Origin of the sequence: Clostridium yunnanense, from assembly GCF_016595795.1 — a bacterium.
GTDB lineage: Bacteria > Bacillota > Clostridia > Clostridiales > Clostridiaceae > Clostridium_AR > Clostridium_AR yunnanense.
Genome location: NZ_JAENHN010000037.1, coordinates 91,273 through 104,411, shown reverse-complemented (window position 1 = coordinate 104,411; position 13,139 = coordinate 91,273). Strand labels below are relative to the sequence as shown.

At 34.0% G+C, this 13,139-nt stretch carries 10 protein-coding genes; all 10 read left to right on the top strand.

What is annotated here, in order from left to right; genetic code table 11:
- The 10 genes from JHL18_RS11835 (at position 1) to JHL18_RS11790 (ending at position 13,086) form a co-directional block, all read left to right on the top strand.
- On the top strand, positions 1–1,767 hold the full coding sequence (locus tag JHL18_RS11835) for a non-ribosomal peptide synthetase (protein WP_200269395.1): 1,767 nt from the start codon (positions 1–3) through the stop codon (positions 1,765–1,767).
- 46 nt (positions 1,768–1,813) lie between these two features.
- Entirely contained in the window at positions 1,814–2,692 is an 879-nt protein-coding gene (locus JHL18_RS11830; protein WP_200269393.1) for a DUF1152 domain-containing protein, read from the top strand.
- Positions 2,689–3,630 (top strand): pyruvate kinase, encoded by a 942-nt coding sequence (locus JHL18_RS11825; protein ID WP_200269391.1) that lies wholly within the window; start codon positions 2,689–2,691, stop codon positions 3,628–3,630. The genes JHL18_RS11830 and JHL18_RS11825 overlap by 4 nt, the downstream gene beginning before the upstream one ends.
- Before the next feature lie 13 nt (positions 3,631–3,643).
- Positions 3,644–5,065, top strand: a complete 1,422-nt coding sequence (locus JHL18_RS11820) for an AMP-binding protein (RefSeq protein ID WP_200269389.1) — start codon at positions 3,644–3,646, stop codon at positions 5,063–5,065.
- Positions 5,062–5,922, top strand: coding sequence for a phosphoenolpyruvate carboxykinase (ATP) (locus JHL18_RS11815; protein WP_200269387.1), 861 nt, complete (start codon positions 5,062–5,064; stop codon positions 5,920–5,922). The genes JHL18_RS11820 and JHL18_RS11815 overlap by 4 nt, the downstream gene beginning before the upstream one ends.
- Positions 5,923–5,954: 32 nt before the next feature.
- Positions 5,955–8,063 carry a PEP-utilizing enzyme gene (locus tag JHL18_RS11810; protein WP_200269385.1) on the top strand — a complete coding sequence of 703 codons (2,109 nt, stop codon included), beginning with the start codon at positions 5,955–5,957 and terminating at the stop codon, positions 8,061–8,063.
- Positions 8,064–9,149 (top strand): radical SAM protein, encoded by a 1,086-nt coding sequence (locus JHL18_RS11805; protein ID WP_200269383.1) that lies wholly within the window; start codon positions 8,064–8,066, stop codon positions 9,147–9,149. It abuts the gene before it with no gap.
- 151 nt (positions 9,150–9,300) lie between these two features.
- Complete coding sequence (locus JHL18_RS11800) at positions 9,301–10,359, top strand: phenylacetate--CoA ligase family protein (RefSeq protein ID WP_200269382.1); 1,059 nt, start codon at positions 9,301–9,303, stop codon at positions 10,357–10,359.
- Between the two features lie 27 nt (positions 10,360–10,386).
- Positions 10,387–11,229 carry a hypothetical protein gene (locus JHL18_RS11795; RefSeq protein ID WP_200269380.1) on the top strand — a complete coding sequence of 281 codons (843 nt, stop codon included), beginning with the start codon at positions 10,387–10,389 and terminating at the stop codon, positions 11,227–11,229.
- A 45-nt stretch (positions 11,230–11,274) separates the two neighbouring features.
- Positions 11,275–13,086 carry an ABC transporter ATP-binding protein gene (locus tag JHL18_RS11790; protein ID WP_200269378.1) on the top strand — a complete coding sequence of 604 codons (1,812 nt, stop codon included), beginning with the start codon at positions 11,275–11,277 and terminating at the stop codon, positions 13,084–13,086.
- Positions 13,087–13,139 lie beyond the last annotated feature (53 nt).

The window sequence follows — 13,139 nt, the reverse complement described above, 5'->3', positions numbered from 1 at the left end:
ATGAATTATGTATATGAATGGATTAAGCGCGAAGCGGAAAGAGATGGGAAGAAAATCGCTGTAAAATGTGAAAATATTTCTTTAACATATGAATTATTACTCAATAAAATTCAAAATTGTGCAGTTTTTTTAGGAGAGCAGGGTGTTGGAAAAAATGAAATAGTCTTACTTTACATGGATAATTCCATAGATGCAATAGTCATGATTTATTCAATTTTGTCTATTGGGGCTGTATACATGCCGATTAATACGGAAATACCATTTAAAAAGGTTTGTAATATCTCAAATTGGGAATCTGTAAAAATGGTATTGCTAGATTCACAGACAGCATGTTACAAGGAACATTTTCCAAAAACCACACATGTAATCAACATCGCAGATACAGAATCGGTAACTAATGTACAGTTTCCGGAGCTTTCAGACAGTGATAGTGCTTGTTGTATTATGACATCAGGATCTACAGGCGAACCCAAAGGCATTATTTTACAATATACGGGGATTCTTAATCATCTAGAGTATACTCGTGCCATACTTGATGTTGAAAGAGGCAGTACTCTATGTTTAAGCTTTAATATCGGGTTTGTTGCATCTATATGGCAAATTCTTCTACCAATCAGCACCGGGTCGATGCTAATACTATACAAACAATCCTTAATTAAAAGTGTTTATCAGTTTTTAAAACGTGTCAATGAAGATAAAGTATTATATGTTTCATTGACTCCATCGTTTTTAAACTTGTATCTTGATATGATTAAATATAACAACTATAAAAAGGTAGAATTTGAAGCATTAAAAGCGATTATTCTTACGGGAGAAGCTTTACAACCAGCTGTTGCTAATAAGTTCTATGAGGAATATAGTTTGCAGTTAATTAATGCATACGGAATGTCTGAATGTTCTAACAGCATTTTGTATTATTTGGTTCCCTGTCACTCAAATCATGAGGTCATATATCTGGGGGCACCCATTAATAATGTAAAGTTTGAGGTTGAAACAGTATGTGAAAATGAATCTGATTCTAAAGCCAGTGGTGAAATGTGTGTTTCAGGAATTTGTTTGGCTAAAGAATGTCTTGAGCTAGGACAACGTAAAAAAAGGGTATTTAACGAAAAGGGTTATTTTAGGACAGGAGATTTAGTTATCAAACATGAGAATGGTATTCAATATATGGGGCGCAACGATAATCTCGTTAAGGTAAATGGAAAGCGTTTTCAATTAGAGGAAGTAGAAAAACAGCTCAATCAATGTCCGGGTATTAAGCGGTCTGCTGTGATACAAATTGAGATGGGTAGTGAAAAAAAAGCACTGATTGGTTTCTTTGAGGCGGATGAAAAAATCTCCATAAAGAGCGTTATGTTGGAGTTGAGAAGAAAACTACCTATATACATGATTCCTGCTAAATTACTGCACGTTGAAAAGGTACCATCTAATGCAAATGGCAAATTGTCTAGGGGTTATTTTAAAAAACATTATTCAGATTTTCTTGGTAGTGAAGAAAGTAGGAATAGGATTTCAGACAGCAGTGTTCATGGGAGAATTGTCAAGATTGTGGAGGATATTGTAGGTATGCCTGTAGCACAAGAGGAAGTTAAGGCGGGCCTAGAGGATTTAGGAATCCGTTCTCTAAATTTTATTGAGATTGTAGTGCTTATACAAGAAGAATTTTCTATTAAGTTTGATGATGACTTCTTTAGTATGGAAAAATTTTCAACTCTAATGGATTTGGAAGAATATGTAGAAACAAAGATTTTTATTGAGAGTGAATAAATCTCAATTAGAGCTCCAATGTTAATAGGAAGATAGGGGGGAAATGATGACAATTGTTATCGGTATGGGCGGTGGATATGACATTGTTGCGGCGTATATGGTTGCCAGATCTTTGGAGAGGCAGTGTAATGAGCATCAAGATATTCAAATTGGGGGTTTTTTAAACCCAAAGTTTAGCCATGTCTATGTTCAGCCTGATGGTTTGGTAAAAGAAGAAGTGGCCGTTAATCACGTCCTGGAAGCTTATAAATATAGATGGACGAAATGTAACAATGAAGCACAAAAAGAATATTTTGTGGATTCATCTTTAGCACAGATGATTTCAAATGATGTGTACAATTTCTCCACTCAGAATCTGCTTGAAGTTGTTGATTTCCTTGATAAAACCTACAATAAAATAATTTTTTGTGATGTTGGTGGCGATGTCTTATTTTCAGGTAGAAGAGATTCTATGGTTAAAACACCGATAATTGATGCATTTTCATTAAAAATCGCTAGCATGCTGAATAAAAAGGATAGTAGCAAAGTGAAGATAATGTTACTTGGCCTTGGATATGATGGAGAACTTCCTTATTCTAACATCAAATCCAACATGGATCTTTTGTATAAAAACCATGCTATATTAGGCAGCTGGAATATTTGCAAAGATGATATTGACGAACTTGAAAAAGTCTACTACAACATTAAGCAAGGCAGGAAAGGGAAGACCATACAACTAATGATAGATGTGTGGAATGGTCAAGTTACAGATCATGAAATATATGAGAAAAGAAGGATTGATGATTTTGCTGAATGGCACAATAAAGGATACTGGGTAGACCCAACATATTTATCCCAAATGAACCCATTGTGCTTGGAGAGAGACTTCACTTCCATGTTGAATGCAGCAAAAAATTTGGGTGTGTGTATGGAGAGATATATATGAAAGAAATGGCTACTCCTATAATAACAATTGATCATAAGTATTCCTTGGAGGACCTTAAGTTTGTTCTTTCGATAGGGATACGTTGTTTCCGTTTGAATCCAGCACGTATTGGTATTGAGAATAGTTTGCAAGTCTATAGCCTGGTTAAGGACATAGAAAAGGATACTTTTTTCTTTTTTGATACTGCCGGAAATAAGCAAAGAATAAAAAAACAATATAATGACAAAGATGATTTTTTCTATGTACGAATATTAAACGGAGAATCGAGAGATGCTTATTTTTTCATCTCGTCTATGCTGTTCAAAGAAACAAGTAAGGGTGACATACTTGTATTACGAGGGAATGAAAAAATAGAGTTGTTAGTAGAGGAAAAGAATGGCACTGTGATTACTGCAAGGTTTATATTACCACAAAGATATGAGGTCAAAGATAGGACTCATGTTTATATAAAAAACAAATATATGCCATGTGAGCATTTAAACCAAATTGATAAGAACATAATAGAAACTTTCAAAGAAAAAGGAACAATTTGTTTATCCTTTGCTGATAGTCCGGCTATTGCTCGGGAAGCACGAGACATGATTGGAAAATCTCAATTGTTTGCAAAAATCGAATCCCCTGTTGGGATGAAGAATGCTTTAGATATCTTGGAACATGTTGATGGTATTGTTGTTGGACGAGATGATCTTACAGCTTTCTATACGCCTTCGGAAATCCATCGTATAACACAACATTTAATAAATCTTTGCTATGAATACAATAAAATTTCAGTTCCTGCATCTAATTATTTTCTTAGTTTGCTGACAGCAGGTACTTTAAATGAAGAGGATAGAGGTAAATTAAGGGATGTTATGTATTGTTCAAACTATATATACATTAATGAAACGGTTATGAACAAGGAGCATGGATTTATTAAGCAAGTAATTAATAATTTTTAAGAGAGTGATAAATTTGGAAAGTTTTATAGAGAATAATATGAAATCAAATAGGGTTTTCGTTCATGATGAGCGCAACTATTTATATAGCGATATGCGAGAGTATATATATTGGTTAAACAAGTTTTTTAATGATAAGGGTATTGAACGTGTCATGATAAGCTTGCCACAAGGTTTTTTAGCCTATTCTGTAATTATTGGGGCTTATATGTCAGGGATAACATTTTGCTGTATTAATCATAAGGATCCTACCCAAAGAAAGCAAATGTACGCTGATGAGTTTCAGCCGCAATTGGTTATTCGTCAAAGATCACAGGATAACTTCTGGAATTGTGATAATCTTTTTGATGATGAAATCTCAAGCCTAAGTGATAGGGTTGATGGGCAAATTTACAGAAATAATAATCCTGTTGCATATGTGATTTACACCTCAGGGTCAACAGGAAAGCCAAAAGGTGTTAAAATAGCAAGACAAGCCTTCTCACATGCTGTACAATGTATAGCTACTCATTTTGGTATTACATCCGATGATATTTGTTCCCAATATCCCAATCTGAATTTCGATATGAGCTTGATAGATATTTTCGTTGCGGCAGTCACTGGTGCTTCACTAGTTCCATTTTCGGGATTTTCAGACAAGCTTTTCCCTTCAAAAAAAATTATTAAACATCAAATAACATTCTGGAATTCCATCCCCGGAGTGATAGATATACTGGATCATCAGGGACACTGGAATAGTTCTGTTATTAAATCTATTAAAAAATTCAAATTTGGAGGGGATGAAATACTTCCTAGACACATGGAAAAGGTTTTTGAAATCCAAAAGGAGGCAAAGGTATTCTTATCCTATGGACCAACAGAAATAACTCTTTTCTGCTGTTGTCTCTCCATAAATGCAGATAACTATAGACAGTTTGCCAGACACAATATGTCACTAGGCTCTCTTCTCCCCGGATGGAATCTGGTATTAGCAGACATGGAAGATGGGATTGGTCAAATTGTAATATATGGTGACATGATTGGATTAGGTTATATAGGAAAGCAGGAAGAAAGTGGCTTTAAGACTATAACCATAGATGGTATAGAGCATCGCGCTTTTTATACTGGTGATTTTGGAAAGTATATCGACGGTAGCCTATATTTTATTAGTCGTAAGGATATGCAGATAAAGATTAACGGCAATCGTGTTGATTTATCCGAGATTAACCGTATTTTGAGAGAAGAATGTTGTCGAGATGTTTGTACAATTTATAATAAGAAGTTCATTTGCGTTTTTTACGTTTCAGAAACTGCCGATACCGGTACAATTCGTACAATTTTACAGAAGCGGCTTCCGGCTTATTTGGTTCCTCATCATATAATTCCTTTAGATGCATTGCCAAAAAACACAAACGGAAAGACTGACCGTAATAAATTGATGGAGGTGTATTGTTCATGAGAATACTTCGATACCGTTTTTGCAACATTTTGTTTGAGTTTAACACTGATATAGATAAAATTGCACAATATATGGACACTTTATTCGGAAAGCATGCGGATGTTTCCATGGATGCCGCAAGCGTTCGTGTCATTATAGACGGACAATGTAATGAAGGATTTATCACTTTGAGTTCGGCATTTCATACAACGAAAAAGGCAATGATCCAAGAACAAAATGAAACATATTATGCCATTTTGAATGTGGAAACTATTAATGCTCCGGATTCATTATACTATCATTTTGCAGCTCCACTATTGAAGTATTCTTTGAAAAAAAGGGGATTTCTGTATTTACATAGTGCTGGTGCAAGAATAAATGGTAAGGGATGCCTATTTTTAGGGCATAGGAATGCAGGAAAATCTACACTATCATTACTGAACCTTCTGCATGGTGGCGATTTTCTGAGTGATGACTTGGTATATATCAGAGAGCAATATGCACATACAATTTATCGGCCAATACATATAGATCCGGATATGGCAAGAAATCTAGGTGTAGGAGATAGAGTTTCTAAAGAAGACAGATATCTTAAAGATGAGGTGGAAGTTAATTATTACCAGGAAGAGTATCATCAGGGCCAAATATTACGGGAGATGAAGGTAGAGCAAATAATTTATCTTCAATTATCCGATTGCGAAGATCTTAGATACCAACACATTTTGAATAGTACAAAAAAAGAAAACATGCTTTTAGAATATATCGGTGAGGAAGTTGCTCACACTTTCATGAATCTTTTAGAGCTTCCCCACTCTACATTAGTTTGGAGCAAATCGGCTACCTATGATTTCTCATTGATAACTAGATTAATAACATAAAGAAAAGTATGACTTAAAAGGGAGGGGATGGCATGCAGTATTGTTATAGTTCCAAATCGAAGGTTATCTCAATGGAAGCTATGTTTTTTGCATATAAACCTACAAAAAAATGTGAGATTTATGAATGGAAACCACATGCTTGTTTTATTGAAAAGAAAAGAGAAAGATGGGACGTCTATTACGATAAAGAAAGTATATACCTGCAGCAAAAGCTATGTTGGGATATATTTGAAAACAACGAACAGAATAACCAATTGTGTGTGAAAATGCAGGATATTATAGAAAATGCAGATAATATTGCAAAAAGATTATCGTGTTACGGTACAAGTTATAACTCAGCACTTGCAGTTGAGTATATAACTACCCTAAGTGATTTGCTTAATTATTATTCTTTTACAAACGAATTCCTTTTTATTCAAATTGAGAATAGGGTTACTGAGGAGTTGAGTGAGTATTTCGACGAAAGATTAGTGAAAGCAATTTTATTTTCAGATACCGATCTTAGCAGCACATATAGTTATCAAGCGAATTATGAACTGGATAACTTGCGGGAAAAGTGGTTTGAAGATGGAATATTACAGGAGGAAGATATTTACGTTTTTGTTCAAAAGTATGCTTTTTTATTAAATCAACAACATGGCAGTGATCTTGAAAGTTATGTATATGATATTATAACTAAATCCAATAAAAAAGATGGCTATATACCCAAATACAGTAAAACCTGCATCCCTGAATTTCAGTTTTTAAATAATCCTGAATTAAAGTTTAAAGTCGAAAGTATCCAAAAAATGCGATTGTTAAGACTTAAGATGCGAGAAGCTATGATGCGGATGAATTATCACTTCACGATAATATTGAAGGCTGCTCTAGAGGTGAAATATAGTAATTTCTTATCAGAATTTGAACTTAATAAACTTGTAGAGGTGCTACCTGTTGAAACCTTGTGTGATTTGGACCATTTGGATATTGAGAAGTTACTTGAAAACCAGGTTAATTCAATGATGTGCCTAAGTGGAAGGATATATAAAATAAGCCGGTCTGAGAATGGCAGTGTACAGGATGTCTTTTACCAACGAAAGGAGCTTGGAAAAGCACAAGGAAATGTTGTATATGGTACCGGAACGATAAGGGGTAAGATTGTTACATGTTATTTTGATAACAGAAGTATGGTGGAAGAGAATTTAATTTATGTCACAAAGTCATTACATCCTAAAGATCTCTTGATACCAAACAAATTTAAAGCTGTGTTGGTGGATGAAGGAGGCATATTATCACATGCCAGTATAATTGCTAGGGAAATGAAAATTCCATGTATTACGAACACAGGATTCTTAAGTTTGGAATTAAATGAAGGCGATTATGTTGAAATAGATTTTTCCACTGGTTCTGTAAGGAGAATGGATGAAATGGAGCAGAGTTCTTCTGTTATGAATGAAATGTTGGTCAAAATGAGTGAAGACGTTAAGGACAAAGAGTTATATGGAAATAAGTGTATTAATCTTTGTTCATACATGAAGGATTTCTGTATTGCAGATGGATTTGTTTTAAATTGGAGGTATGTACAATACTTATATAACCAATGGAAAAAATATGGTCAAGTATCTATACATCCAGCAGATCAGGATATTTTAAATTCTTTGTCCCCAATGATTCTACGTAGTTCCAGCAGCTATGAAGATAATGATCGTTTCACGGGAGCCGGACTATTAGAGAGTATAAAAGATATCAGTGGAATTGATGATTTCATGGAAGCACTGGCTAATGTTTATGAATCATCGAAAACCAAAGCTCTTGAAAATTATAATAAAATAATGACTGGAATAAAAGCAGGCAATGTATCCATTCTTATACAGAAGTATATACATTTTAAAATTTTAGGTACAATTTTACTTGAGAAAGATCGTGTGTTGCTTGAATATCAGGATGATACCCAAACAACAAATGCACAACCTAATATTTTAACCCTGTTTTATAAGAATATTGATGACTTGAATTTACACGCAGAGGGAGAACAAGTACTAACAATTTTGATACCAGAAATAGTCAAGCTTCTCGAAAGAGATATTGATGTATTAGTGGAATTTGGTATTTATGATGAGAAAATGTATTTATTACAAGTAAGAAAGATGGGAGCGATTTAAATGTTTACTATTGACGAGAAATACCGCCAGGAATTTGAGGGAAAGATAAACCAAGTTTTTTGTTACATTACATCAAATTGTGATGCAACATGCATTCAATGTTTGTACAAGCCAATGAAAGAATATTCACTTGTGAATCAATACATTGAAAAAGAGCAAATGATAAAACTGCTTAAGGCATATCGTGAGTTGGGTGCTATCAAGGTTACATTCCTTGGAGGTGAGCCTACTCTTCATAAAGACATTACAGAGTTAATTAAAGTCAGTAAGGAGCTTGGGTACAAGTATGTACGAATTGACACCAATGCGCTTTTTAAAAAAGAATTGCTTGAGGATCCAAACTTTAAACTGTTGGACGAAATAACATTCAGTCTAGATGATTATTCGCCGGAAATCAATGACGCAATCCGTGGTGTTAACTATTTTGAACGCTGCGTTAGTAATATCAAATATGCAGTAAGTCTTGGATATAATGCGCATATGACTAGCTGCATTCATAACAAACTAACCCTTCGGGATAATGACGGCCGTCTTCGAATTGATAAGATGATAGAATTTGCAGAATCTCTTGGAGTGAAGACCATTAATTTTCATACTATGTTTAAGGCACACATTCCGAGAGATACTTGGACAAGCGATATTCATACAAGTGCAGAAGAGTATTTGAATTTGATTCAGGATTACATTACAGATAATAAGGAACATTCAAAACATAAAATAAAGATTAGGTTTCCTCAAGCGTTTATTAGCAAAGCGGAGTTTGAATCCAATAAGGACTATTATGGATATTGTCCTGTTAAGCTAAAGGACAGAGCCCTTATTTTCCCAGATGGTACAATCAGAATTTGTTCACTGATGATAGGTAGTGCATATTATGTGGCATATCATGATAAGGATGGGATTCATTATAACAACTCACCTACAAATGAAACGTTAAGTCATGATATGTGTAACCCAACACCTTGCACACATCAAAATAAGCGAAATGCATATGCCCCTTTCCAACCGGTTTGTATTTCTTTGAAACCAAATCAGAGTGATATTATTTGGCTTGAGAAATTAAATTGGGAAAGTAAAAGACTTTAGACATAAAGGGAGTAATAAGATGAAAGAAGAGAAGTTACAGCGGTTGCTTAAATATGTGCAGAAAAACAACCCATATTATAAAGATATTTTAGCCGGCCTGCAGCTTGACACGCAGGCTGAAGTGCTGGAAGCCTATGAAAAGATTCCGCCTATGAATAAAGAAATCCTGGTGGAAAACTATAATGGGTTAATATCAAGTGAAGTGAAACTAGAGGATCTGATTTGGGAACATACATCAGGCACATCCGGTGTACCGTTAAAAATGGGGAAAACTCAAGAAGAACGTTCACGTTTCGCATTTAAGCTTATGAAATGGAGAAAAAAACACTTTGGGGTGGAAATGGGAGATAACTATGGATACTTTACCACAATAACCGAGGGGTTGAAATACTATGAAGACCGAAATATATTGTTTATGTCGGAGATAAATCTGGATGACGCTTCTTTCGATCTTTATTATGAGTTAATGGTATCTAAAAGTATTCGATGGATATTCAGCACACCAGCAGTTACTTATATTCTCATGAACTATATGAAACGATATAACAAAGCTCCTATAGAATCATTAAGGTATATTGAACTTACAGGTGAACAAATATTACCGGATGAAAAAGAAGCTTTTTCAAAGTTTTTTGGATGTCCTGTAGCAGAGCAGTATGGTATACGCGAGATGTGGGCTATTGCAAAGGAATGTAAGCATAAAAAGCTTCATATATTGGAGGATGATGTTCTACTGCATTATGGTAAAGGACAGAAAACTTATGTTACAGCATTGGATCAGTATGCGATGCCGATTATTAAATATGAGGTAGACGACGAACTTGAAGCAGGGGAGACATGTGATTGCGGTTGTAATTATACTACTCTGAAGATTTTGAAAAGCAGAGCGTTGGTATTTTTGCATATAGGTAAAGAAATTATTATATCTCCTATATTATTGAGAATCTGCATTACACGATTAATATACGAGCATAATTTCAATATTGAGCAGTTTCGTTTTGAACAGCACAATTATGACGATGTACTGTGTATCATGAAATGCAGCAATAATCAGCATTCTGCTCAACAGATTTCAGATAAACTGACCCAGCTTGTTAATGAGTTATATCCATTACCGGATGGCTTCAAAATTAATGTAAAAGAAGTAGATTCATTGGTTAACTTTATGAAAAGAGGTAAGTTAGGATATTTCGTATCATATATTAGGTAGCTTAATATTTTACGGAGGAATTTAGTATTGTTTAACGAGTTGTTTTATAAAAAAGTGATACAAAAGGAAATCGATGTGTTGGTACAGGAGTATCATCCATATGCCATATATCTGTCGGGAAGTTTCACCACTAAGGATATGTGGATGCTTGGCATCAGTGATATTGATGTTAAAGTATTTACAAACGCTAGGACAAACTCCGGCATAATTGATTTGACAGCGGAGGCATATAATTTTTTTTCCTGTGAACCTTCAGCGCAAGATAAGGTTATTCTATCTTATCGGGTTTGTGATATTACTGATTTTGAAAATGAATTTGCCTGGAAACAATTCATGGATAAAAAACAAGTTAAGGAAGCAGGGATAATCACAGACCAAATATTTCTCGGAGGATCACGGGAATTAATCTATGGTAATGAAATTAATATACCCAGAATACAAACCTCTGATTTTCGTAAATACATTAATGACATAACCGCTTATCTAAAACCAAGAGATAGCTATGAATTATTCGATAATGTAAAAAATATTTTGTATGCTGTTAAAATTTACAATTATTTATGGATAGGCAAATACGAATATAGTAATAGCAAGCTTTTTGAGGAGATTAAAGATAAAGATACAGTTTCGGCGAAAATACTTGAGGATGTAACTAAAATTGTAAATGCAATGAATCATGATGAAAATAAAATTAAATCTGTTAAAGGTGATTATTTTCTTATAGCAAGAAAAACGTACAGAGATAAAATAAAACTATTTGAGCATTTGGCAAAGCTAGACAAAGAATATTGCAAATCAACTGGATCGGTTGGAATATCGCAAGATTTTTTATCTTATCAAGCTTTTGTGGATGATCAAACTTTGTTGTAGATTGGTAAGCTGTACTATTTAATATTCAAGAAAGTTGGTGTGATTATGAAATCATCGATATTTATCACTGGCCGTTTAAAAAAGTTTCCGCTTTTCTATGCCTTAGAGCAGTGTTATAGATATGCTGCCGGTGCAACCATAGCCAATACCATCCTAAGTTTTTTAGATGGTATTATACCTCCATTGATGGTTTATAGCATATCGTCATTTATTAATGCGGCTATTACTATGGTATCACCAAATCCTCAGTACAGCACAATAATTTTTTTTACAATTATTATTATAATGTACTATATTTATAACAATTTTAGTGAGATTATCAACCGATATACAATAGCAAGCATAAATAATAGCTTGACTACTAAATATAAACCAGAAATGGTTGAAAAAATTGCAACTTACCAATATGAATGGATAGAAGATCAAAAGATTCAAGACCTCACACAAATGGTTGTTGATAATATGGAAAATAATTTTACAACTATATTAAATGAAATTAATACTGTATTGAATCTATCAATACAAATAATAGGGATTTTGGTAATTTTATTTTTACAGAAATGGTGGCTGGTTCCGATATTTTTTATTGTTATTTGTCCACTTTTAATAGTCTCCTTTAAGGGTGGGGCAAGAATATATGAAATAGATAAAGAATCTACCCTTCTTACTCGTGTTATTGGATATCTGTCAGATGTATTGACTAACAGGCAGTCCAGTTCAGAAAGAATATTGTTTGGCTTCTCACCAGAAGTTGACAAAAAATTTAAGGAAATGCACCTAAAAAGAAGCAATATCACCACCAAAGTAATTGCAATGTGGGAGGGAAAAGCAAAGATCTGTATTTTTATCATGAATATATTTGCGATAATTTGCATGTTAGTGCTAATTGGTAATGTTGGAAGCGGTGCTATGAGCAGCGGGTTGTATATCTCTATCATAGGCTCAATCATAATATTGGTACGTTCAAACGCTATGACTTTGACTAGAATTTCTATAAATATGGCAGGGCATCAGGCATTTATGAGTGACTTTAGAACATTTTTATTGCTGGACGGTGAAAAAAGCATGTTATCCTTTAAAAAAATGCCTGTGGACTTTCAATATATTGAGATAAAAAACTTGTCATTTAAGTTTTCACATTCAGAAAAATATATTCTGAATGGTGTAAATATGCGTTTTGATAAAGGGAAATCCTATGCATTAATTGGTTTGAACGGAGCAGGTAAAACCACTCTGACAAGAATATTGACTGGTCTATACAATGATTATGAAGGAGAAATATTAATAGATGGAAGGAATATTAGAGAATATGATAAAGATTATCTGAGGAATTTGTTCTCTATAGTATATCAGGATTTTGGAAAGTATTCCTTTTCACTTAGAGAAAATATTACATTTGGCAGATTAGAAGGTAATTTGGAAGAAGTTATTCATTTGGCAGGTTTGGAGCAAATGGTGAAACGTTTGCCTAATGGATTGGATACCCAGTTAGGTAAACTTGAGGATGACGGAATTGATATATCAGGAGGAGAATGGCAGAAGATTGCAATAGCTAGAGCATTATATATGGGATGTCCATTCATTGTTCTCGACGAACCTACCGCCAGTTTAAGTCCTATGATGGAAAATATGATTTATACTAAATTTGCAGAAATTTCAAAAGAAAGTACTGTTTTGCTCATCAGTCATCGCTTAGGTTCAACAAAAATATCTGATATATTGTATGTTCTTGATCAGGGAAAAGTTGTTGAAGAAGGGTCACATCAACACCTAATGGCAATGAACGGTTTGTATGCAAAAATGTTTAACAGTCAAAAGGAGTGGTATGATGATGCGGCATTTGAAATCATTTTTTAGGAAATTAAAGTGGACATTTCAATATTCCTGGCATGCCAGCAGATTTACATTTA

What these genes read in the sequence shown, in the direction of transcription:
- JHL18_RS11835 (WP_200269395.1), top strand. Translation starts at nt 1, where the DNA reads ATGAATTATGTATATGAATGGATTAAGCGCGAAGCGGAAAGAGATGGG.
- JHL18_RS11830 (WP_200269393.1), top strand. Translation starts at nt 1,814, where the DNA reads ATGACAATTGTTATCGGTATGGGCGGTGGATATGACATTGTTGCGGCG.
- JHL18_RS11825 (WP_200269391.1), top strand. Translation starts at nt 2,689, where the DNA reads ATGAAAGAAATGGCTACTCCTATAATAACAATTGATCATAAGTATTCC.
- JHL18_RS11815 (WP_200269387.1), top strand. Translation starts at nt 5,062, where the DNA reads ATGAGAATACTTCGATACCGTTTTTGCAACATTTTGTTTGAGTTTAAC.
- JHL18_RS11810 (WP_200269385.1), top strand. Translation starts at nt 5,955, where the DNA reads ATGCAGTATTGTTATAGTTCCAAATCGAAGGTTATCTCAATGGAAGCT.
- JHL18_RS11805 (WP_200269383.1), top strand. Translation starts at nt 8,064, where the DNA reads ATGTTTACTATTGACGAGAAATACCGCCAGGAATTTGAGGGAAAGATA.
- JHL18_RS11800 (WP_200269382.1), top strand. Translation starts at nt 9,301, where the DNA reads ATGAATAAAGAAATCCTGGTGGAAAACTATAATGGGTTAATATCAAGT.
- JHL18_RS11790 (WP_200269378.1), top strand. Translation starts at nt 11,275, where the DNA reads ATGAAATCATCGATATTTATCACTGGCCGTTTAAAAAAGTTTCCGCTT.